The 24,271-nt window shown below is 36.7% G+C and carries 21 protein-coding genes and 1 riboswitch; of the genes, 11 read left to right on the plus strand and 10 right to left on the minus strand.

Annotated elements, in window-relative coordinates; all coding sequences use genetic code 11:
- The first annotated feature begins 28 nt into the window (after positions 1-28).
- The 3 genes from BKP57_RS10860 (at position 29) to BKP57_RS10870 (ending at position 3,261) form a co-directional block, all read left to right on the plus strand.
- On the plus strand, positions 29-985 hold the full coding sequence (locus BKP57_RS10860; RefSeq protein WP_050350548.1) for a sugar-binding transcriptional regulator: 957 nt from the start codon (positions 29-31) through the stop codon (positions 983-985).
- Positions 986-2,147: 1,162 nt separating this feature from the next.
- Positions 2,148-2,645, plus strand: a complete 498-nt coding sequence (locus BKP57_RS10865; protein WP_050350547.1) for a zinc metalloprotease — start codon at positions 2,148-2,150, stop codon at positions 2,643-2,645.
- Positions 2,646-2,673: 28 nt separating this feature from the next.
- Complete coding sequence (locus BKP57_RS10870) at positions 2,674-3,261, plus strand: hypothetical protein (RefSeq protein WP_050350546.1); 588 nt, start codon at positions 2,674-2,676, stop codon at positions 3,259-3,261.
- Positions 3,262-3,397: 136 nt separating this feature from the next.
- Here BKP57_RS10870 and BKP57_RS10875 read toward each other — a convergent pair whose 3' ends face one another.
- From BKP57_RS10875 to BKP57_RS10890, 4 genes are all read right to left on the minus strand, one after another.
- On the minus strand, positions 3,398-4,009 hold the full coding sequence (locus tag BKP57_RS10875) for a hypothetical protein (protein WP_050350545.1): 612 nt from the start codon (positions 4,007-4,009) through the stop codon (positions 3,398-3,400).
- Entirely contained in the window at positions 4,002-4,532 is a 531-nt protein-coding gene (locus BKP57_RS10880) for an RNA polymerase sigma factor (protein ID WP_072741528.1), read from the minus strand. Before BKP57_RS10880 ends, BKP57_RS10875 begins: the two co-directional genes overlap by 8 nt.
- 355 nt (positions 4,533-4,887) lie before the next feature.
- Positions 4,888-5,640, minus strand: a complete 753-nt coding sequence (locus BKP57_RS10885; RefSeq protein WP_072741529.1) for a MurR/RpiR family transcriptional regulator — start codon at positions 5,638-5,640, stop codon at positions 4,888-4,890.
- A gap of 177 nt (positions 5,641-5,817) precedes the next feature.
- Complete coding sequence (locus BKP57_RS10890) at positions 5,818-6,459, minus strand: pentapeptide repeat-containing protein (protein ID WP_050350542.1); 642 nt, start codon at positions 6,457-6,459, stop codon at positions 5,818-5,820.
- A gap of 474 nt (positions 6,460-6,933) precedes the next feature.
- Here BKP57_RS10890 and BKP57_RS10895 point away from each other — a divergent pair, with 474 nt between their 5' ends.
- The 4 genes from BKP57_RS10895 (at position 6,934) to BKP57_RS10910 (ending at position 11,958) form a co-directional block, all read left to right on the plus strand.
- Complete coding sequence (locus BKP57_RS10895) at positions 6,934-8,544, plus strand: alpha-glucoside-specific PTS transporter subunit IIBC (RefSeq protein ID WP_072741530.1); 1,611 nt, start codon at positions 6,934-6,936, stop codon at positions 8,542-8,544.
- 23 nt (positions 8,545-8,567) lie between these two features.
- Positions 8,568-9,893, plus strand: a complete 1,326-nt coding sequence (locus tag BKP57_RS10900) for a 6-phospho-alpha-glucosidase (protein ID WP_050350540.1) — start codon at positions 8,568-8,570, stop codon at positions 9,891-9,893.
- 316 nt (positions 9,894-10,209) lie between these two features.
- Positions 10,210-10,911 carry an N-acetylmuramoyl-L-alanine amidase family protein gene (locus BKP57_RS10905; protein ID WP_072741531.1) on the plus strand — a complete coding sequence of 234 codons (702 nt, stop codon included), beginning with the start codon at positions 10,210-10,212 and terminating at the stop codon, positions 10,909-10,911.
- A 39-nt stretch (positions 10,912-10,950) separates the two neighbouring features.
- Complete coding sequence (locus tag BKP57_RS10910; RefSeq protein WP_072741532.1) at positions 10,951-11,958, plus strand: D-alanyl-D-alanine carboxypeptidase family protein; 1,008 nt, start codon at positions 10,951-10,953, stop codon at positions 11,956-11,958.
- A 106-nt stretch (positions 11,959-12,064) separates the two neighbouring features.
- Here BKP57_RS10910 and tenA read toward each other — a convergent pair whose 3' ends face one another.
- Positions 12,065-12,757, minus strand: a complete 693-nt coding sequence (tenA, locus tag BKP57_RS10915) for a thiaminase II (RefSeq protein ID WP_072741533.1) — start codon at positions 12,755-12,757, stop codon at positions 12,065-12,067.
- 177 nt (positions 12,758-12,934) lie between these two features.
- Positions 12,935-13,034: riboswitch (TPP riboswitch) on the minus strand.
- Positions 13,035-13,566: 532 nt separating this feature from the next.
- Between tenA and BKP57_RS10920 the strand changes: the two genes are divergently transcribed.
- Complete coding sequence (locus BKP57_RS10920) at positions 13,567-14,256, plus strand: copper homeostasis protein CutC (protein WP_072741534.1); 690 nt, start codon at positions 13,567-13,569, stop codon at positions 14,254-14,256.
- 55 nt (positions 14,257-14,311) lie between these two features.
- Here the strand turns inward: BKP57_RS10920 and opp4C are convergent, their stop codons facing one another.
- From opp4C to BKP57_RS10945, 5 genes are read right to left on the minus strand one after another with little or no spacing between them, the layout of a single operon-like run.
- Complete coding sequence (gene opp4C / locus BKP57_RS10925; RefSeq protein WP_072741535.1) at positions 14,312-15,214, minus strand: oligopeptide ABC transporter permease; 903 nt, start codon at positions 15,212-15,214, stop codon at positions 14,312-14,314.
- 17 nt (positions 15,215-15,231) lie between these two features.
- Entirely contained in the window at positions 15,232-16,197 is a 966-nt protein-coding gene (opp4B, locus tag BKP57_RS10930; protein WP_050350534.1) for an oligopeptide ABC transporter permease, read from the minus strand.
- A gap of 31 nt (positions 16,198-16,228) precedes the next feature.
- On the minus strand, positions 16,229-17,983 hold the full coding sequence (opp4A, locus tag BKP57_RS10935; RefSeq protein WP_072742417.1) for an oligopeptide ABC transporter substrate-binding protein: 1,755 nt from the start codon (positions 17,981-17,983) through the stop codon (positions 16,229-16,231).
- A gap of 27 nt (positions 17,984-18,010) precedes the next feature.
- Entirely contained in the window at positions 18,011-19,024 is a 1,014-nt protein-coding gene (locus BKP57_RS10940; RefSeq protein ID WP_072741536.1) for an ABC transporter ATP-binding protein, read from the minus strand.
- Entirely contained in the window at positions 19,021-20,055 is a 1,035-nt protein-coding gene (locus BKP57_RS10945) for an ABC transporter ATP-binding protein (protein WP_072741537.1), read from the minus strand. Before BKP57_RS10945 ends, BKP57_RS10940 begins: the two co-directional genes overlap by 4 nt.
- Before the next feature lie 347 nt (positions 20,056-20,402).
- Here BKP57_RS10945 and BKP57_RS10950 point away from each other — a divergent pair, with 347 nt between their 5' ends.
- From BKP57_RS10950 to BKP57_RS10960, 3 genes are all read left to right on the plus strand, one after another.
- On the plus strand, positions 20,403-21,494 hold the full coding sequence (locus tag BKP57_RS10950; protein ID WP_050350531.1) for an oxidoreductase: 1,092 nt from the start codon (positions 20,403-20,405) through the stop codon (positions 21,492-21,494).
- Between the two features lie 560 nt (positions 21,495-22,054).
- Complete coding sequence (locus BKP57_RS10955) at positions 22,055-22,591, plus strand: HD domain-containing protein (RefSeq protein ID WP_050350530.1); 537 nt, start codon at positions 22,055-22,057, stop codon at positions 22,589-22,591.
- A 374-nt stretch (positions 22,592-22,965) separates the two neighbouring features.
- A complete protein-coding gene (locus tag BKP57_RS10960; protein ID WP_083547246.1) occupies positions 22,966-24,207 on the plus strand; it encodes an MFS transporter in 1,242 nt (413 codons plus the stop codon).
- The last annotated feature ends 64 nt before the right edge of the window (positions 24,208-24,271 follow it).

Consider the following 24,271-nt stretch of genomic DNA (forward strand, 5'->3'; position numbering starts at 1 on the left):
GTAAATAAATTTTAAAAGGTGAGGGCAAATGAATATTAAAGACCATCAAGTATTGCGAGTAGCCGAGCTATACTATAAACAGGAAATAAGTCAACAAGAGATTTCCAAATTGTTAGGGGTTTCAAGGCCGACCGTTTCACGAATGATTCAAGAGGCTAAAAGACGAGGTTTTGTGAGTATTAACATTAATACACCTGTAGAACTAGATTATAAGTTGTCCGATCAACTTAAAAATACATTTGATATAAAGGATGTCTTGGTCGTTAAGACAGATGACGAAAACTCGGATGTAACGTTAAAACGCGTCGGGTATGTTGCCTCAAGATTTCTGCTTAGTTTACTTGAACCAAATGATCGGATTGGAATCTCATGGGGAAGGACGATAAAACATGTTGTCGATTCTATCACTGAAACAGATCTTAGCAATGTAGATGTCATCCAATTAGTTGGGTCCTTGGGGAGCGGGGACCCAGCCATTGACGGACCTGAGCTTGCATATAAAATGGCAGAGCGATTCAAGGGCACCTATAAATATATTAATAGTCCTGCGGTTGTTTCGGATGAACAAGTAAAAAATGCTCTGCTCCATCAGCAGCAAATCCAAGAGGTGTTACAGGTTGCCGAAAGCTGTAAGATTGTAATAATGGGACTCGGCTCACTATCAGAAAAAAATTCAAGTTTGCATCGGACTGGCTATTTAGAAGAGACGAAAAGAAAAGAATACCTTGAAAAGGGTGTAGTTGGTCATATCCTTGCACAAATGGTCGATGAAAAGGGAGAAAAGGTTAACCTACCAAATAATTATGTTGTCGGTGTACCATTAGAATCTTTATTAAATAAAAAGTGGTCGATTGGAGTGGTTGGCCACTCATTTAAAAATGATATTACTCTTGCGGCAATTCGTGGTAAATATATTAATTCATTAGTGATTGACGAATTTACTGCTAAGAAAGTTTTGAATGACGAAGGGTGGCAGGTCAAATAGTAAAGTAGCTATGTAGCTATGTATCTATAAAACTGAATTTACGAAAAGAATATTAATTGCTCTGATTCTTCTTCATCTTGATATTATATCTAAGCCCCTTGTGGGGTTTATTACATATCAGCTAATCAATAAGCTAGCGACCTTCTTATGTCTGGTTTTCAGCAGATGTCGAGACTGGTATTGCACCTCTTTTTAATTTTTACTAGCATTATTAGTATGTTCTTAGTAATAAATTGGGTTATAAATTGTGAACTATAAACTTGTCATTTTATTCTGGGATGCTTTGTGTAACAGAATTTAGGGGCAAGTTTATTATTTTATGTTGGAAACTGTATGAAATCCGGATAGGTTACCAGTCCAAAAAAAGGCGATACCATTTTTCTTAGATAGAAAAAACCTGAGTGAACTTTGATAAGCAACAAGAATTTCAAACATATTAGAATACATGTATATGGAAAGGAAAAATGGGGATCCTCGCTATTTGATGTTGGGAGCATAACCAAAAGATAGATTCGTAGTCGGTATGACATGGAGCCTCGGCAGACATGATTTACGAGCCAAGACGCCAATATGAAAGGGATATTGGCTCACGCATAGAAATGCTATCATGTCCGCCACTCCACGTAAAACCTCCTTAAACTACCTTCTGCTCCCATACTAAATAGCGGAAAGGAAAAATGGTTGACACGATTATCTTCCCTATAAACAAGAAGACTATCTCGTAATTATATATTTTAACTACTATTTATTCGTAAATGAAGCATGCTCATTGTGCATAATTAGATTGTAACAGGAATACCTTGATGAATTGCAAGCTCTGAAAAATCAATTATTTTTCATAGTAGCTTTGTATATTGCAGGTTTTACATCAAAATATGGATCAAATCTACATTAAGCTTCCTTTTTCTCTTTCTACGCTTTATCTCAGCTCTTCTTTAATCTACTTATAACTCAACTATATTTTTGGAATAAGGGAGGATTTTTATAAGTTTTATAGAATAACTGTTATATTAAGTGATTTAAATATTCAAAAAAGGAGGATGAATATCTTTATTATAAATTATAAAAATAATTTGACATATTTATCAATAGACCTGTAGCCAACTACTAAACGAAGCTTCCACCTAAATGTACTATTATAAAGGAAAGGAATGGTTATAAAATGAAAAAAACTATTTTATTCTCCATTTTTGTCTTACTGTTAATTTTTTCAATTACGAGTCCAGTATCTGCACATTTTATGGAAAGAGATAGACATTCCGTGGATAATGGGGAAATAAGGTGGGGAACTTACCATGGTGGTACTCAATGGACTTCGGCTAGAAATACAGCCATCAATAGATGGGATGCTGAGGGCATCATTAATATTGCTGGCGACACTGCAACTACTATTGAAGATCTATCGTTTACTGATTATTCAGCTTCAGACGGAGTACTGGGCTCATGGACACAATATACTGGGGCTGATAAGATCATGTTTAATAATACCTATTTCAATAATATGTCTTCCTGCCAAAGAAACCACACTGCCCTGCATGAATTAGGGCATGCTTTAAACCTTGACCATAACAATGTTGCAGGAAGTGTTATGAGATCAGGGAGAATTTGTCAAAGCGTTTTAGGTGAACATGATAAGGCGGATTTAAGGCAGCGCTGGTAATATCAATTAACTAAGGAGGTATAAATTAATGAAAAGAAAAACGTTATTTATTATTCTTAGTATATCGATAATGGTAATTGGATTATTTAGCTATAATAAGGTAAATTCCAATGTGAATGCTACCCCTAAGGAGCATAAAGTTATAGAAATTGGGGCAACTTTTATGGCTGATTTTGATAATAAGCAAATATTAGCAGGAACAGTTGATTATATTTTTACAGGCAAAGTATTAGAGAATTTGGGAGAGGTAGATAATTTCGCTTACCCAACTACACAATTTAAAGTAGAAGCTATTCACCAATTACAAGGTAATCTCCCTTCTAAAGAAGTAGTGATTAACCAATATGGCGGACACTTAAAAGAAGAGGTAGATGGAAAAACAATCGAAACTTTATATCTATTTGAAGGAGATCCATTACTAGAAAAGGGAAAAGCTTATATATTTGCTGCTAATAAACAAGAAGATGGTAATATATTATTAATTCCTTTATATGGTAATACAAAATATGATGGGAGTGCTGTAAATAAAAGTGGATTGTTAAGTGAATTTGAGGAAGCAGTTAAAAATCCTATTGTCTCTGAATTACAAGAAAAAGTAAATAGAGCTAGAAAATAGCTGATAGCTAAAGGGAAACCAGAACTTTAATTTAAAATTCGACAATTAGAATGAAAAAAGTTCGGGTTTTCCCACTCCATGATTAATTTTGAATTTATTATTTGTGTTTTAATCTGAGAATGCCAGGTATTTAAAGTCATTTGCTTTGATATATTTTGTTATACTTTTCTATTAACTGTGCTTGCTCGGCTTCTCCGCCAATTTCAATGCTTCCTCCTACAGGGATTATCGTCTTCGTGTCATTTTCATTAGAATTTATAGTGGCAAATAGATAAGTGTTACCTTCTTTAAGCAATTCATCCTCCTCCATCAAAAATAGGTCATTTCCCTCATATCCGCCAATTTGGTTAATTAATGCAGTTTCTGTTAATTTCCCTTTAATGTTTTCTAAAACTTTAATTAAAAATCTTGTTTCAGGATAATTAGTAATAATGGTTTCATCCACTTTCTCAACTTTTCCGACAAATACATTATCTGCAAATTCAACAACTTCTTCCGGATCATTAATGTTAATTACATAATTTGACTCTATCGTCTGCACGTTTGGATTTTCAGGTGGATTATCATTATTAAAATATAATAAACTTAATGTGGCTAGAAAAGCTGTAATTGCTACTGCATATATAAGCTTGAAACTTCTGATTTTTCGTGGCATTTCTGATTTTGCACGATGGATGCCTAGGTCTCGTTTATATTTAAGTTCTTTCGGAATAGATATTTTATCTAGTTCTTGTTTCACTTTATTCAAGTTTGCTCTCTCCTTTCATGTTATTTTTCAGTTTTTTTAAGGCTCTATATAAGATGGTCTTAACCGTTCCTAAAGGTATCTCCAATAACTTGGCTACTTGTTTTATTGTTAAGTCATTGTAGAATCGAAGAATAATCACCGTTTTCTCAGCAGGCTCTAGCTGTTGGATTAATTCGTTTAACGTAATTTTCCAATCTATATTATCCGTGAAGTCTCTAGAATCTTCGTTAACTAGTGGCAATTTATCTATATCAATGATTTTATTTTTTGTTTGACTTCGAATATAATCTATTGAACAATTAATTGCTATTTTGATTAGCCATGTTTTTAAATACTGACTTTCTTTTAGGAATTTAATTGATTTGAATGAACGATATGCAGTTTCTTGAATAACATCTAAAGCAGCATCTTGATTTCCAACGTACACATACGCAACTTTATACAAATCAGCTTCATACTTCTCAAATATTTTTGCAAATGCTTTTTCATCGCTATTTTGAGCTTTTTTAATGAGACCTTTCAAAATTACACCTCCTTGGATTATTAGGCTCTACATATTAGACGACGATATCATCATTTTAGCTTTTATAATTGGATGAAAAATAATTAATTCATAATTTTCCCTATAGAGTGGAGCCTATTGTTGAGTCGATCTTTTAGAGTCATGAAATGTTTGGTACAGCCAAAGCAGAGGAAAAATGGTGACTAAGTGTTGATATACCAATTTATGCTTTTAAGTGTTGGGATAACATAGCAATGGTTAGGAGAGAAACAGTCTATGTAAAATAATTGCTGAATAGCTGTTATATAAAAAGCCCTATCAAAAGGTTCTACACCTTAAAAAGGGCTGCCTAGAGACATTTATTTTAAATACTTAGCTAATTTTGCTGCTCACAATACTCAATATATTTACGGTACATCGTTTCAATAACGATATAGAAAGGGACAAACGAAGTGATCTCTGTACCATCTTTTGTTGATCCTGGAGTTGTTGTAGCGTAAATATTGTTTGGAGACATTTGCGCAAGCTTGTTATTTTTTAAATTGGTAATGGTAATTACATCAATTCCTTTAGCATTTAATTGTTTAATGTTAGGGATAAGCGTCGGAGTGTCGCCGGATAAAGAAATAATAATAACAACGTCTGTATCCTTCATGCCCCGGTACATAGCTTCAAACTCTACTTGGTCGTGAATAAGGATGATAAATGTTTCAATTATGGAAAACATACGTTGACAATCCTTAGCGCACATTAATTGAGCGGTTCCAGTACCGTGTATATAGATACGATCTGCACGAAAAAGTAATTGATTGATATTTTCAAAGTCAACTGATTCTATGTTTTTTAATGTTTGTGCAATATCTGATTGGAATGCCTCCATCAGATTATTAGTTTCATGCTGCGCTTCTCCTTCCCATTTTAAAAAGACTTTAAACTCGCTATAGCCACTGAAACCTAACTTCTTGGTTAGACGATGAATGGAAGAACGTGAAGCATAACAGGCATTTGCCAATTCAACAATACTGAGATCATAGCATGTTTCGCGGTGACTTAAGATATATTGCAGCACATGCAAATCATTTTTGTTTAATTTATCATAATTTTTGTTGATTAAGGATTCTAATTTCATCGGACACTCCTACCTAAAAACGTTGATTACATCCAGTATAGCATTATTTCCTGTAGAAATGCGCTGATGTTCGGTATGCCTTATTTTCTATTCCTTGCATTAGTTAATGTATTCCCTTCCCCTCTTTCGCTAACTGAATACTTTCAGTTGCAGCCTTCTTTTTGACCCTGCACGCGGTTATTCTTTCACTTTTAATCCTAACATTGTAGCAAACGCGATTGCTTGTTGAGGGGAAATTTCACAACCATCTAGTTCGTCTAAAGAAACAATTAGCCTTTCAAAAGTAGAATTACTAAGATCTACATTCTTTAATGGAGTCTGAGAAAAATTGACTTCATTTAAGTCGCATTGCTGGAATTGAACCTTATTAAATTTGCATGCATAAAAATCAGTATTTCTTAAAGAACAGTGATCAAACATTACTTGTTTAGGACTACTATAATTATATGAGCTTAGATTTATTAAACAGTCGTCAAAACGAACATTTCTTAATGTAGCATCTGCAAAATTTACGCCAACCATTTTTGTATCTTTAAATTCAACACGATGAATAATGGCTTCTAAAAAATCTACATTGGAAAGATCACAGTTTTCAAAAACAACATCGGTTAATTCCACATTTTTAAATGAAGCTCCATTAAATTTTACCTGTTTAAACACAACTTCGGTAAATTCTGTTCGATCGTAGTTTTCTTTTTCACCATCACAATTAGAAAGGATGCAATGGTAAAGCGCTTCTTCGTAATCATCAATATCTAAAAGAGTGGCAGACGGTAAATCTGTTCCGATTCTTGGTTTTTCAATTTTAGCTTTAGTCATTAAAGCGGTCTCCTTATCCTATTGGCATATTTGATTAAAGCAATAAAGTGATAAATCGCAAACGTTTGTTCCTATTGTATAAAAAATAAACTTGCGTTGCAAAAAAATTGCACTTTTCGCTTTGAGTAGATGCGATATTTCGCCCCATTTTCTGTCTTGGTTGGGAAAATTCCCACGTTATGAAAACGCGTTCATAAATGGTTACGCTTTCCCTAACCCCTCAAAACCTATTGAATGAATGCGTTGCCAATCATATACTGAATGTAACAAGTGAAAGCGAAATCATAGTGTACATTCATTTGTTAGCTTATTCACTAAGATAATTTGATGGTATATACTATCTGTTTTTTACTTTTAACTAGGTTGTGAGAAAGGTACCTTCAAGTGACGGCAGTCTAGCAAGGAAATTAGAAATAAGCCTTTGCTGTTCAAAATGATTTTTAATCAAATCAAATATATAGGTGGTGGATGTTGATGAATGCAATTCGTAGATTTGGAAGTGCAATGATTGTACCAGTGCTATTATTTCCCTTCTTCGGTATTGTTGTAGGTTTAGCTACATTGTTCAAGAATGAGGCTGTCATGGGGGAGTTGGCTAATCCAGATGGTCTTTGGTATCAAATCTGGTCACTAATTGAGAATGGCGGTTGGACCGTATTTAATCAAATGGAGCTTGTGTTTGTTATCGGTCTTCCGATTTCTTTGGCGAAAAAAGCGCCTGGGCGAGCTGTATTATCAGCTGTCATGGGTTACTTAATGTTTAACTACTTTATTAACGGTATTTTAACCATTTGGGGTCCGTCATTTGGCGTTGACTTTGCGAGTGAGGTTGGTGGTACAAGTGGATTAAAAGAAATTATTGGCATTAAAACATTAGATACAAATATAATTGGTGCTATCTTTATTTCTGCGATTGTTATTTATTTGCACAATCGCTTTTACGAGAAAAAATTGCCTGAATCCATTGGTATTTTCCAAGGCGGACCATTTGTAGTTATGATTTCATTCTTTTTAATGATTCCACTAGCATTTCTTACAAGTTGGATATGGCCAATGGTGCAAAATGGAATTGCTTCGTTACAGGACTTTTTAGTTTCATCAAGTTACGTTGGCGTCTGGCTATTCCATTTCTTAGAGCGGATTTTAATTCCGACCGGTTTGCACCATTTCATCTATACACCGTTTGAATATGGGCCAGCTGTTGTGGATGGTGGTATGAAGTCATATTGGATTTCTCATTTGACAGAGTACTCAAAGGCTACGGGCGCCTTAAATGATATCTTCCCTGGTGGCGGATTCTTATTACAAGGAAATACAAAAATGTTTGGTTCCATTGGAATCGCACTTGCATTATACCATACAGCCAAACCAGAAAAGCGTAAGAAAGTTGGCGCTTTACTATTTGCTGCAGCGTTAACAGCTGTCTTTGCTGGAATTACTGAACCACTTGAGTTTACGTTCTTATTTATCGCTCCATACCTATTTGCTCTTCATGCCATTTTAGGAGCTACCATGGTTACGATCATGCATGGATTTGGTCTTGTTGGTAATATGGGCGGCGGTTTAATTGAAATAGCGGCAACAAACTGGGTACCGCTTATGGGAAATCATTGGGGTGTTTATCTCGCTCAATTTATCATTGGAATCATCTTCATTGTAATCTATTACTACACATTTAAATTTTTAATTTTGAAGTTTGATATTCCAATGCCTGGCCGTGAAAAAAATGACAATGGTGAAACAAAACTTTATACGAAAAAGGATTATCGTGCAAGCAAGGAGCAGACAGCAGCAGCTGGAGAATCTGCTGATGCTGAAAAATATAACAATGAATATGAGCGAAAAGCAGCTATTTACCTGCAAGGGCTTGGTGGTGCAGACAATATAGAAAACGTTACAAATTGTGCAACTCGTTTACGGGTTACGGTATATGACCCGAGCAAAGTAGAAGATGACATGTACTTTAAAGAATATGGGGAAGCCCACGGCGTGGTAAGGAATAATAAGAGCATTCAAGTGATTGTTGGATTATCCGTACCGCAGATTCGTGATTCCATAGATACATTTTTAAGTGATAAACAGTAAACTACACAAGGAGGAAAAAGAACATGAAACAATTTTCAATTACAATTGCTGGCGGAGGAAGTACATTTACTCCAGGGATTATATTAATGCTATTAGAAAACTTGGACAGATTTCCGATTAAAGAAATAAAGCTTTATGACAATGATGAAGAACGGCAAGGTACCGTTGCTGGAGCTTGCAGAATTCTATTAAAAGAAAAAGCACCGCAAATTAACTTTGTCGAAACGATTGACCCAGAAGAAGCATTTAGTAATATTGATTTCGTCATGGCTCATATTCGCGTTGGAAAATATGCAATGCGTGAAAAAGATGAGAAAATACCGCTTAAGCATGGGGTAGTTGGACAAGAAACATGTGGACCGGGTGGAATTGCCTATGGAATGCGTTCGATTGGACCGGTTATTGAACTTGTGGACTATATGGAAAAATACTCACCAAACGCATGGTTTTTAAACTATTCTAACCCTGCAGCTATTGTTGCTGAAGCAACACGGCGATTACGTCCAAATTCTAAAATATTGAATATTTGCGATATGCCAATTGGAATTGAGGAGTTAATGGCGGCATCGATTGGATTGTCGTCTCGTAAAGAAATGGAAGTGCGATATTATGGTTTAAACCATTTCGGTTGGTGGTTTGATATTCGTGATAAACAGGGAAATGACCTAATGCCAAAAATTCGCGAGCATGTTTCCAAACATGGCTATGTGACAGCAGATGAAAGTAAGCAGCATTCTGATGCAAGCTGGAATAGTACCTTTGCTAAAGCAAAAGATGTGCAAGCACTTGATCCAATGACCGTGCCAAACACATATTTGAAATATTACTTCTATCCAGATTATGTGGTGGAACAGTCTAATCCTGAATATACACGAGCGAATGAAGTGATGGATGGACGCGAGAAGTTTGTATTCGGAGAATGTCAAAAAATTATTGATAACCAAACCGCTGAAGGAACTGAACTAGAAATTGATGAACATGCTTCCTATATTGTAGATTTAGCACGTGCCATAGCCTATAATTCAAAAGAACGTATGCTGCTGATTGTTGAAAATAACGGCGCAATTAGTAATTTTGAACCGACAGCAATGGTTGAAATCCCTTGCCTTGTTGGCAGCCAAGGCCCTGAACCACTTGCTATGGGAGAAATTCCTCGTTTCCAAAAAGGATTAATGGAGCAACAAGTGGCAGTTGAAAAACTGGTAGTAGAAGCTTGGGTAGAAAAATCATACCAAAAACTATGGCAGGCACTTACGTTATCTAAGATTGTCCCGAGTGCAAAAGTTGCTAAAGATTTACTTGATGATTTATATGAAGCGAATAAAGCATACTGGCCAGAATTATCTTAAATATCAATAGCTGGCAATAAAATAAGCCGTCCTAGAAGGAGAAAAAACTTTTAGGGCGGTTTTTTGCACTATAGGAAAGCATTCCTGTAATAAAGCAAAATGAGGATTGAACTAAAAACGCCCCCTTGGTATGATACGAGGTGTCCAAATCTAATCATAATCAAAAATATAGCAATTTGAAGCCTTAGTTTGTTAGACTATCAATCAGGTTTGATTTTTTATTAGTAAGTAATGAATATGAAAAACTATCTTAATGGATGGGTTAACGATAAATATTAGTAAGCGATAAAAGGGACTGGCGAAAGGAATGTGATTTATGAAGCAAAGAAATATATTCAAGTTTATTATATTTTCTTTATTCTTTATTTTATTAGCTGCATGCGGGGCTGGCAATGCAGAAACCTCCGAAGGAAAGACCAAAACAGCTAGTGAAACAAAACAGGAGACATTAAATGCTACAACTGATTCTGTAGCACTAAAGGGACACACGGTTATGATTGATCCTGGACACGGCGGAAGAGATCCAGGTTCCGTAGAGTCTAACGTTGTACATGAAAAAGATTTAATTACGAATACGTCAGATGCGATAAAAAAAGCATTACGAAATGCTGGAGCTAATGTTATAATGACAAGGACAGAAGATGAAAAAGTATCGTTAGAAGATAGAAGGAACATGAGTAATGAAGAATCACCAGAGGCTTTTATCAGTGTTCATTACAATACATTTACTGATCCAAGTGTAAGTGGTTTTAGTACGTATTATTTTTCTAAGGAAAAGGATCATCAGTTAGCGCAGAGTATTAATCAGTCACTTACAGCAGCTATTGAATTACGAGATCGGGGAGTCAAGGAAAACAATTATTTTGTATTGAATGATAACGATGCACCATCTATCCTGTTAGAGTTAGGTTTTATGAGTAATCCAGAAGAATTAGCAACCATACAGTCTGAGGAATATGATCAAATAGTGGGTGCTGCAATTGTAGATGGATTGAAAAACTATTTTGAAGCAAGCTAGAATGCTTCCATCTAGGGACGTTTCGAAGGAGAGGAAATTATGAAACGGAAACATATCATCACCTTTATTGTTTTATTGCTTATGTTTATATTTACATCAGCATGTACGAATAACGATAAAGAAGAATCAACTCAGTCCAATGATGAAAAAAACGGTGAAACAAATCAGAGCTTACAGCTTCCTGAAGCGGATTTACAAAAATTAGATAGTGGCAAAGATGTAAAAGCTTTACAAATTGCTTTAAAGAATATTGGCTACGATATAAAAGATAATGGTGAATTTGATGATGCTACTGTATGGGCTGTTACAGACTTACAGATGCAGAAAGATTTACCTTTAACTGGTATCTATGAACAAGAAACTGCAAAAGTGGTTCGGCAACTACTTGAAGATAAATCTAGTGGTTTTGAAGCGGGTAAAGAATTGCCTGTTAAAGCAGAGCCTGTTACCACGGATAGTGGGACAAAAGTTACTGCAAATCCCCACGAACAATTAGTATTAGTAAATAAGGAAAATGCCCTACCACCAGACTATACGCCTGTGGACTTAGTGACACCCAATGTTCGTTTTCCTTTTACTGAAGATTTACCGAAAAAACAAATGCGTAAAATTGCTGCTCCAGCGCTTGAAGAGTTATTTGCAGCTGCAGATAAGGAAGGCTTGGAGTTGTTTGCCCAGTCTGGATATCGTTCCTATGATCGGCAAACATCGATATTTGCTTCTAATGTACAATCTTTAGGTGAAGCAGAAGCAAACCAAGTAAGTGCTCGTCCAGGTGAAAGTGAACATCAAACGGGTTTAACGATGGATGTGACTAGTCCTAATGTTGATTTCCAATTAAACGAGGATTTTGGAAATACAGATGAAGGTAAATGGTTGGCAGAGAATGCGGCTGAATATGGATTTATCATTCGCTTTCCAAAGGGAAAAGAAGAAATTACACAATATCAATATGAACCATGGCATATTCGTTATGTTGGTAAGAAAGCCGCTCAAGAAATCATGAAGAATGATCTAACATTAGAGGAATATTTATCTCAAGAATAAATGTATATCCGAAAGCAGAAAAACTCCCTTCTGAAATAGAAATATAGCAGGGAGTCTTTCTTTATAATAATTAGATAGAATATTAGTAATGGAGTGTCATGCACATTTAAACTAATGCTGTGGAAGGGATTGGCCACATTGCTTGATTTTCTGCCATATCCCAGAACATATACTCAAAGTAACTTGTCTTGACAACGATATCTTCTAATAGAGCCAGCTCATGCTCTGGTTTATCTTTAGCAATAGCATTTATTAAATCAATGCAGTCGTTAGCAAGTGCTGTGAATTCATCTGAGGAATACATTTGTACCCAACTCCCATAAAATTCATGTTCCAATGCGTTTGGCCATGTTGCTAGTATTTTCCCTATATAGTTATAGCTCCAGGCACATGCGAGAACAGCAGCGATTGTATTTTCTACGCCACCTCGTTGAGAGACATTTAGCATATAACTTGTATATGCAGTCGTTGTCGCAGCTGCTTCTGTTTCTTCTAACTCTTGTGCGGTAATACTGAATTTACTTGCATAGTTACGATGCAAATCCATTTCCATATGCAATGTGCCGTGTAATAGATTGGCAAAGGTTGTCATAGTTGTTAAATCATTTGCCTTTGCACTACCTAGTGCAAACAGACGGGAATATTCGATTAAATAAACATAGTCTTGCTTCATCCAATGTTTAAACTTTTCTTTGTCCAGCCAACCTTCCCCTAGTCCCTTCACAAACGGGTGCTCCAAATATGACTTCCAAATGGGCTCCACCTTTTTCCATAAACGGTCTGTAAATAATGGTTGCACGTTTAATTCTCCTCTTCCATGTTATTATTTTAATGCTAGAGAAGTTATGGAAACAACTCACCTTTGCAGTTTTGAGGAAGATCACTTAGCTCTGTAACGAAGTGAAGCAAAAGTCATAAAAAATCCCATTCAACGATTGTAAAGAATGGGAGTGCATGCTTGACTAGCTTGTTAATCTGTTGCAAGTCATCACTTCCCTACGCTAGTGTAAACTAGATCAGGTTCAAAGGGTCAAGTTTCCTTTCTCAGCAATAAAATTGCTCCCCTAGTGAAACATATAGTATGAAACTATTTACAGGCTATTTAATCATATTTGATTAAATAGAGCAAATAAAATGAGAAAACAAGTGTTATCTTTATAGATTGATAACTTGAAATAGCCAAACTATGTTTGTGTATTTAAACAATTAAAAAAAGGAGATGGGGATAGGATGTACCCCGTCGATTTTTATATTATCAGTTGCATTTTCATGTTGTTAGGGTGGTTCATTTTGGAACAAGAAATTACTCATCGTAATTTCAGGATTTAATGAATCAATTTTTAAAGGCAATAAAAATCAGTTAGCTAAAGTCGGATTATTTCAATAGGGTATGGGTGTCTTATTGATTCTTTTCCCTGTTGTGGAATATTTTTTAAACGACTGGGATTATGGATAGTTGTTGCCCGCTTATTCCCGTACCGATTGAAATATTTATAAGAATTCAATTCTTAAGTATAATTAAATGGATACTTTGCATGCTTTTGGTCTGTTAAATGGTACTCAGTTTGGGTAGGATGAGGGTAGAGTATGTAAAGGAGAGGAATATTCATGCTTTTAGAAGTAATTACAACGAATTTAACAGATGTGATTGAGGCAGAGCAGTATGGTGCAGATCGGATTGAACTTAGTCCTGCAATGGCGGAAATTGGCTTAACACCAAGCTTCGGTTTACTAAAAAATGCGGTAGAAGCTGTAAACATTCCTATGAATGTAATGGTTCGTCCACATAGTCAATCGTTCGTATATAATAAACATGATTTAGACACAATGAAAGCGGATATAGAGTTAATTAAGAAAGTTGGAGCAAATGGGATTGTTATTGGTGCATTGACGGTTAAACAGACCATTGATGAGGAAGTTTTAAAACAGTTGTTGGATGTGGCTGATGGTTTGGAAGTAACCTTCCATCGGGCGTTTGATTTTGCCCGTGATCAAGTAGAAGCATTACAATGCTTAGCAAAATATGAGCAAATTACAACGATTTTAACAGCCGGTGGTAATTATAAAGCTCCTGACGCAATTCCACAACTGCAGCAAATAATTGATTTAGCCAATGATACGCATTTATCCGTTATGGTTGGTCACGGTTTAAGGCCAGAGACATTTGCCGATGTCTATCATCAAGTAAAGCCACAAGCCTTTCACTTTGGTTCAGGTGTACGAATAAATAATTCGTTTGCTCATTCGCTTGATCGTAGTAAAATACAACAAGTCAAAAGAACAATGAAAGGAAATTAGTTTTTTCAATAAAAATACCTGGGTTTTATCATTCATAAAACCCAGGCTCAAACTATTATTTCTTTGTTTTCGGGTTAAAAGCATCTTTAAATCCTTCGCCGATAAAGTTAATTGATAAAATGGTTAACGTTATTAACAAACCAGGTGGTAACCATACCCACCACAGGTTTTCGAACGTACCAGGGTCACGGGCTGCTTGTAGCATATTCCCCCAGCTTGGCGTGCCAACTGGTACACCGAAGCCAAGATAACTCAATCCAGTTTCGGCCACAATCATCGCTGCTAATAAAAGTGTTGCCTGAACGATAATGGTTGATATGACGTTAGGGAGTATATGTTTAATCATTACTTTAGAAGGCTTGGTACCGATTGATACCGCACTTAATACATATTCATTTTCCTTTTCCGACATAACCTTACTTCGAATTACTCTTGCGGCTCCGGTCCAGCTGAGTAAGCTAATAACAAGAATTAATGCTAACACACCACTGTCAACAAAAATCGCTTGTAATACAATAACAAAAATCAGGAACGGGAAATTCATCATAAAATCAGTAAATCGCATGAGAATACTATCAATTTTATTCCCGTAATAACCTGAAATTGTTCCTATTAACGTAGCAATGAATATAATGATGGCCGTACAAGAAAAGCCAATTAATAACGATGTCCGTCCACCATATAATAGCATGGTAACGATATCCCTACCTGCACTATCTGCACCAAGCCAATGTTCAGCAGAAGGCGGTGCTTCAACAAGCTTTGGGTTTATGCGACTCGGATCAATATCAGATAAAAGTGGTGACGCCATGGATAATGCTGTTACAACTAATAGGAAAATAAGACTAGCCATTGCAGGAATATTTCGGATAAATTTTTTTCGGGCCATTGCCCATTGTGATAAACTTTTCTTCTTTGGAGGGGTCTGCTGAACAGTTTGGTTTGTAATTGGTTCCATTTAATCTACCTCCTCCATTAATCCAATCGTATTCTAGGATCCACTAACGCATAGAAAATATCAGCGAGCAGATTTCCAATAAGTGTCATAACGGTTAATAGCATCGTGATCGCCATAACTACTGTGTAATCTCGATTATTAATTGAATCTACAAATAGTTGACCTACCCCTGGATACGTGAAAATGGTTTCAATAATAACAGATCCTCCGATAATACCAGCTAAATCAAACCCTAATAGCGTAACGATAGGGATGACAGAATTACGTAAAATATGTTTATTATATACTTTCTTTTCAGGTGTTCCTTTTGCGCGTGCCATACGCACAAAATCTTTTTGAGAACTTTCAATCATGTCGTTACGTAAAAATTGCGTATAGCTAGCAATTGGCAATAAACCAAGACATAATGACGGTAAGATAGCATGTTCTACTTTACTAACGATATATTTCCATGTCCCAGGGTCTACCCCCGAACCAATACTTCCAGTTGCTGGGAGCCACCCTAATTGAAAGGAAACAAAGTAAATGAGCAATAAAGCTGCTACAAAACTCGGCATGGCAAGTGCTAAATAATTTAATACTTGTACACCATAGTCGCCTAATGTGTAGGGATGGCGGCCTGCATATCTTCCCATTAAAAAGGACACTATGTATGTAATGATCATGGCTACAACAGCTAGTAATATGGTATTAGGCAGTCGCGATAAAATTAATTCTGAAGCGGGCATTTTATGCACGAATGATTGCCCAAAATCCCCTTGAAAAAATCCACTGACCCAGTTTAAATACTGAACATAAGTGGGATCATTATAGCCAAGCTTTTCTCGCATTTCTTCAATATACGCTGGGTCTGTATTTAATGGATCAATTTTCCCTGTAAGGGCATCTCCTGGCATTAGGTTTGCCAGGAAAAATACCACTACAGAGACAAGGAAAATAATGGGGATCATGATGGCTACTCTTCTTAATGTGTATATGAGCATATTATTTTCCCCTTATCACTAGTTTTATATTTTATTCTTCGTTAGCGTCTGTTACCCACCATAAATGTGTGTTTTGCTGAGATGTAAATGAATTGGTGTGAACATTTTGTAGACGTTTGTTCACTGCATATACATCCACTGGTGCGTATAGGAAAATGTTTGGCAATTCATCGTTAATCAGTTTTTGCCATTCAACATAAACATTTTTACGGTATTCTTGATTAAAAGCTTCATCGCTAAGTCCTTTTTCGATTAACTTATCTGACTCCTCATTTACCCAACGCGCATAGTTTGATACGCTATCTGATTTCCATAAACCTGTTGGGTCTGGATCAGAAGCAAGTCCCCAAGCGCCCATAAAGGTTTCGACAGAGGGTTCATCCTTTTCCAAGACATCATAGAATAAATTAAACTCTTTAAGACCACCGTTTAATTTCGCATTGATGCCAACATCCTGCCAGTTCTGTAAAATGTATTGAGCACGTGGTTCAGAAATATCTGAACCTGACATAGTATCGAAGTTTACCGTAAACTCTTTTCCGTCTGGATCCTCACGCCAGCCATCATCATTGACATCAACATAACCAGCTTCATCCAATAATTCTTTTGCTTTTTCAGGGTCGTAATTGTATTGTTCAAGCTCTGATTGATCCGCATATGCCCAGCTGACAGGAGGTACCGGTGCTCCAATTACTTCACCAAGACCATTGGAAAAGGAATCCAAAATTCCTTGAATGTCAATTGCATAAGCCATTGCTTTACGTAGCTGTTTGTTTTGAAATTTTTTATTGTCCATCACGTTTACGCCTTTCTCGGCATCCCAATGACCTAATTTAAAGCCGATATAGTTAAAGCTCAGTGCTGGCTCTTCAATCGCTTCTACGTTATCAAGCTTTTTAATTTCAGGGTATTGGCTACTTGGAGCTTGCATGATATCTATCTCCCCATTTTTAAGAGAGCCTGTTGCCACAGAAGCATCAATAACCTTATAAACGACACCGTCCAAGTATGGCTCGCCCTGCCAGTAATCCGCATATTTTTCCATTTCTACCATTTCGCCTGGTACGATGTTTTTTACCTTAAACGGTCCAGTACCAATTGGGTTTTTACGGACAGCATCCGATTCAGGTAAATCAGCTACTTCAATACCCTCGTAATGATGTTTTGGCATTGGGGAGCTCCATAGATTTGAAATTGTATTTGGTGCAACATCTGTCAACGTTAGTACAATCGTCTTCTCGTCGACAATTTCAATTCCTGAAATGCTGTCTACTTTTCCTTTGTTATAGGCTTCTACACCCTCAATCATGTTCACATTCGTATAGCGCATCCCTTCGTAATCCGGATGTGCAATAACTTCATAGGCATAGGCGACGTCCTCCGTAGTAAGTGGCTCGCCGTCATGCCACGTAATTCCGTCTTTTAGAGTAAAAGTAACAGTATTCTTTTCTTTATCGACTTCAAAGTCTGCCATACCTGGTTCTGGCTGTAACTCATCATTCGTATCGACTAGACTATCTGTTATAAATCTTAAAATTTTCTCATCATCCTCACCTTCATAAAACCCACGATCCAAAAGGCCTTGGAATGGTTGTGTAAAGGCAAATGTAACGGTGCCGCCTTTTTTAGGCTCACCTGCCTTTGCTTCAGCGTCATCACCAGACCCTTCTGCTTTCTCATCCCCTGAGCTACCTTCACCTTCCTCGGATGTCGTATCGGCACATGCTACTAGAAATAAAGATAACGATAGAAAAATTAATAAAAACAACCAAACTTTCTTTTTCAACACTTACGCCCCCCTAAAAATAAGTGATTATTCATTCTCATATAATAGACATGCGACCTGGTGGTTAGGCTTCACCTCCTTTAATTGCGGGACAATTTCTTTACATTTATCCATTGCCATGGGACATCTTGTATGGAAAACGCAGCCGTTCGGCGGACTTTGTGGGTTTGGGACATCACCTTTTAGGATAATGCGTTCCTTTTTATTTAATGGGTCTGGTTCAGGAATTGCGGAAATTAGTGCTTGTGTATAAGGATGCAATGGTTCTCTATAAATGGATTCTTTCTCTCCGACTTCTACCATTTTACCTAGGTACATGACACCAATATGATCACTCATATGTTTGACTACACTTAAGTCATGGGCAATGAATAAATAAGTTAAATCAAATTCTTCCTGCAGTTCTTTCAAAAGGTTTAACACTTGCGATTGAATGGATACATCCAGTGCACTTACTGGTTCATCAGCAACAATTAATTTAGGGTTTAAAGCCAGTGCCCTTGCTATTCCAATCCGTTGACGCTGCCCTCCTGAAAACTCGTGCGGATATTTATAATAATCTTCTTCACGAAGACCAACACGTTTTAATAGATGTTGCACTTCTGGTTTTAGTTCCTTATGGGATTTATTTCGATAATTTCGAAGAGGTTCATCCACTAAATGCCCCACCATCATTTTCGGATTTAGTGAAGCATATGGATCTTGAAACACCATCTGGTAATCCTGTCTTGCTTTACGAAGAGCAGAACCACTTAAATTAGTAATATCTTTACCTTCAAAAAAGATTTTTCCATCTGTTGCATTCGTCAACCTTAAAATAGTACGACCTGCGGTAGATTTTCCGCATCCCGACTCACCAACGAGGCCAAACGTCTCCCCTTTGCGAAGGGTGAGGGAAATATCATCTACGGCTTTCACACCGCCTGTTTTTCGTTTGAAAAAGCCAGTATGAACAGGGTAGTATTTTCTCAAATTTTTGACTTCTAAAAGTAAACCTCTTTGCGTTAAATCTTTTTTCTTTACTTCCGTATTCTGGATCATACCTTTTCTACCTCCTTAATACGTGATGTCTTATGTGGATAACATTCATCAAATAAGAGGCAGCGTGCATATTGACCGGCAGCCACTTCAGCAAGTTGTGGTGTTATAAGCGGGCAATCTCCGAATGCTTTTGGACATCTGCCAGCAAAACGGCAACCTACTTCAGGCATATTATCCAATGAAGGTACTATACCATCAATGGTGTTTAGTTTTTCCACTGTCTTATCCATCTTTGGTATACTTTCCAGCAATGACTGCGTATACGGATGTTTAGGTTTTGTAAATAATTCAACGACACCAGCCTTTTCTACGATTTGTCCAGCATACATAACGATTACTCTATCGGCCATCTCTGCAACGACACCTAAATCATGAGTGATGAGCATAATTGCCATGTTGACTTGATTTTGTATACCTTTAAGAAGCTCTAGTATTTGTGCCTGAATCGTTACATCCAATGCTGTTGTTGGTTCATCTGCAATTAATAGTTTGGGCTGCAGTGCAATCGCCATAGCGATAATGACACGCTGACGCATCCCACCAGATAGTTGGTGCGGATATTCATCCATAATTTTTTCTGGACGGGATATTCCTACTTGTTTCAACAGGTCAATGGCTTTATTTGTAGCTTTTTGCTTGGATATTTCCAAATGATTAAATAAAACCTCCCTCAACTGCCAGCCAATCGAAAAAACAGGATTTAATGCTGTCATAGGTTCTTGAAAAATCATTGCAATATCTTTACCACGAATTTGGTTCATTTCCTTTTCCGACTTTTGGACCAGATCTTCTCCATTAAAAATAACTTCTCCTGCAGAAATCTTAGAATTTGTCTTTGGAAGAAGCTGCATAATAGATAATGACATAACACTTTTTCCACATCCTGATTCGCCAACGACGCAAACAATTTCTTTAGAGTTGACGTTAAAACTCACATCCATTACGGCATGATGTAATTCATTATCTATTAAAAAACCTGTATGTAAATTTTTAATTTCAAGTACGCTTTGGGCTTGTTGTTTCTGCGACAAAATAAAACCCCCTTATCCTTCAAGATAATACATATATTTTTGAATAATTTGATTAACCCAACCTTTCTGTTAATCGAGAGTATATAATATTTTTAAGGAATTAACAAGGCTTACAATCACTTTCATTAGATGTTTTTCAAAAATATTAGAATAGTTATTAATTTATATGATTTCTCTAAGCGAGAAAGAATAATTAGTATTGGAAAAAATGCAAAGTACTAAAGATGTTTGTTAAAGTTTGCCTTGAGCAAATGAGTTGTAGAATATTAAATTATCTGGAATAATAAATGGCATAAAATTAACGAAATAGTTAATTTTAAAATAACAACAAGAATAGGGTGATTAAGATGAACAAACTGTTTGAACAAGGGTATTTAGGTACACAAGTATTAAAAAATCGCTATATTTTAGCGCCCATGACTAGAGTTAGCTCGGAAGCAGATGGAACACCCAATGAACGTGTACACCGTTATTACGAAAGATACGCAAAAGGTGGTTTTGCCGTTGTTATTACGGAAGGCGTTTATCCTGATACAAAACATAGTCAAGCCTATGAATTTCAGGGCGGGTTAGCTACTGAACAACACGCTGCAAACTGGAAACCAATTGTAGAAAGTGTCCAATCACATGGTGCATTAATGATTGCACAATTGATGCATGGCGGGGCACAAACCCAAGGGAATTATTATTCGGATGTTACTGTCGCACCATCTCCATTCACTCCTCCGAGTGATAAAGCTGAAATTTACGGAGGTAGCGGTCCTTACCCTGAAGCAAAGGAATTAACACTTGCTGAAATTGAAGAAGTGAAACAAGGGTTTGTTCAATCGGCTAAATATGCGAAGAAAGCTGGTTTTAATGGAGTGGAATTGCATGGAGCAAATGGTTATTTACTCGATGAATTTTTATCGAAAGGGATTAATCAGCGTACGGATCAGTATGGCGGCAGTGTAGAAAATAGGGTCCGCCTTTTAAAAGAATTGATAGTTGATGTTCGTGAGGCGGTAGGAGGGACGATGATTGTAGGTATTCGCATTTCCCAATTAAAAGCAACAGATAAAAGTTATAAGTGGCCTGGTGGAGAAGAAGAAGCGGCTACTATTTTCTCTGAGCTTGGAAAAACAGATGTGGATTATATTCATATTTCGGATGATGACGCCACTACGCCAGGCTTCGGTGATGGAACGATGACAATGTCAGAGGCAGCCAAAAAATATTCCGGTAAGCCAATTATTGCTTGTGGAAGCTTGGGCGACCCAGAAAAAGCTGCTACGGTTATTGAACAGGGACAAGCTGACTTTATAGCAATTGCCCGTCAGGCGTTAGCCAATCCTGATACGCCAAATCGAGTAAAAAATGGAAAACCGCTAGATACATTTGATGGAAAAGCAATTCTGACACCAAGAGCATATGTAAAAGATTTTGAGCTAGAAATGTAACGTGCCCTGAACGACTGTCGTAAATAGAAGCATGCTATTGGGTGCTTTTATTTACGACAGTTGTTTTTTACAACTAACATTTTTCGAAAGTATAGATTCACTACAGGTAAAGATGCAAGTATCCTTCCAACATCTTTATCCCACAGGTGACTTTCAAGTAAGACTAGCCTCTCTCTTCTGCAAGGTAAACCAGAGGCGGACAGATGAGAGGCTGTAAAAATATCCAATCTTGTTCAGAGGTCTTTAGGCTACATCCCTGTGTAACTAATAATTAAAGTTGGAAAAAAACTCTCGCTGATGTGGTTGCGATTTTATTAAAGCGATATAATAGAAAGAAAAGACAAGGTGAGAGGAAGCCCGGTAAATATTTTCCAGACTCGTGGGATAAATATAACTTGCAATAGATGCCTTTTATATGCTATAGTTTTTAAAATTTACTCATATTACTTGGGTAACATGGTGGAAAATATGTCAAATAATTAAAGGAGGTGTTTGAGAAATTCTAAGAAAACAAGAGCATTTGGAAGATATTTTAATTATATAGAGGGGGGTATGTTTAAATGAGGAATGTAACATTAGAAGCTGTATTTTTACATCCGATTACGCAACGATATCTGAAACGTTCAGGTGTGGCTCATGCGATTGCTGTAGCAGAGCATGCATTTGTATTAGCGGAGCAGTATCACGTAAACCCTGACCATGCTACTAAGGCTGCATTATTACACGATGTGGGTCACTACACCTGGTATCGGGAAGGCAAATGGGATTATGATATGTATCGAAAAAATGATATTCATGCGATTAAAGGAGCAAGCCGTGCGCATAAATTACTCATTCGAATTGGTGAGGATCGTCAGGTGGCTAAGGAAATAGCAGTAGCTATCCTCCTTCATACAGATTCTTATTTGCCAACCGGTGAATTGCAATTAAAGCCATTACAGCAAGTGGTTCACTTGGCGGATGAAGCTGATGAAGAAAGTGGTGGAAATCATCATTATAGACGCATTGATGATAAAGTTGCGTTAGAACGAGTTCGGTTATTAGACAAAAAGATTGAGCAATGGTTAAGAATGAATGGGATGAAACATATTATTTAAACTCGAGAAAAGATAGGAAAGTACTAATCAAGGGTCGGAGCTTTTATACGCCTCCATCCCATTTTCCTTGCTTTCTGGTTTACATATTTTCTGTTAACTGTTAAGAACTCCGATATTATCCGCTTTGAAAATGCTCCCATATAGGGCTTATTCACAAATATTTTGTCTTTCCTTCTATTTTTCATGATATCCAATTCTATGTTTCCAACTTGAAAAAATTGTGTCCGTAAAAATTTTTATTCAACTCTTCTTTACCTCACCTTTTTTGACCGACTTTATATTGCATGCTGTAAAGGTTCTTCGCTTTTTCAGAATGATACCATAGACACATGAATCAGCAGGGAATCATATAGTTAAAACAAGAGTGAAATAAAATGGGAGGTTTTATGGTGAAGCCACCATTACCCAAAAATTACATCTATACGATTCTCTTATTTTGGTGTGCCCTTGTTGTTGTTTCTGCTGTTTATATAATAATCCCTATTACGGATTCTTTAGCAGCCTATTTTCAGGTTACAGAACAACAAGCTGCTTGGATGAGCAGTGTGTTTTCTATTTTTTATGCTTGTGGTTTTCTGTTGTTTGCTCCTTTATCACAAAAATTTGGAAAAAAACAGATTATCGTTTTTGGTTTTTTGGTACTAGCTTGCTTTACCTTCTTGACAGCGCTTCCCCAAGCTTTTAATGCGGTTTTAACCTTCCGAGCGTTGCAAGGTTTGTTTGCAGCAACCTTCGCTCCAACAGCTCTTGCATATGTTTTTGAACTATTTCCTGACTATTGGCGTATTACAGTAATTGGTTATATTAGTTTTGGCTATGTGTTAGCTGGGGTTACTGGTCAAGCTGTTGCAGATCACGTGAACCAGATATTTGATTGGCAGTCGGTGTTCTATATGTTTGCTGCTATTTATATTGTTACGGCTCTTTTGTTCATATGGTTATTGCCAAAAGTAAGCAATGAAACGAAAAAAAATGTTATGGCTGAATACATGCGACAATTGCAAGTGATCTCAAAACGGAAAAATTTACTATTATGCTACGGTATTACTTTTCCCCTGCTGTTTACTTTTATTGGCATGTATACGATTTTAGGAGATTATTTGCAAGCGGCTCCCTATTATTTATCAGATGAAGCCATTTACTATGTTCGGGCATTAGGGGTTATTGGTATGATTTTTTCACCGCTTGCAGCGAAACTAGCTGGTCGGGTAAAAGAACTGACGCTCCTTCGCTTTAGCCTGTGCCTCAGTATGATTAGTTTAATACTGATGGGTATAAGTAGCAGTCTGCAGTTTATCGTGACTATGAGTATAACGTATGTAGCCGGGATAGCTTGTACCTTCCCGATTATTATGAAGATAATTGGTGACATCAGTGGACTAGAAAGATCTGCTGCTTCCTCATTTTATGCATTTGTTCTATTTATTGGTGCTTCTCTTGGTTCGATTACGCTTGTCATGGTAGAAATATGGGGAAGAACAGGAACACATTTATTCCTAGCAGGATGTTTAGCAATAGCCTTTTTAATAGCGCTAAGTATGAAGCTTCATGGCGAATATAAAAGAGACGGCAGTTTCTCAGAAATCCTCCTTCAACAAGACAAGCATAAACGATAAGGGAATAGTTTGCTTCCATACTTTATCGTTTATGCATAGATAGCGCATCCAATTATCGCTGTCT

It is taken from the genome of Virgibacillus sp. 6R, assembly GCF_001895305.1.
In the GTDB taxonomy this organism is placed as follows: domain Bacteria; phylum Bacillota; class Bacilli; order Bacillales; family Amphibacillaceae; genus Virgibacillus; species Virgibacillus pantothenticus.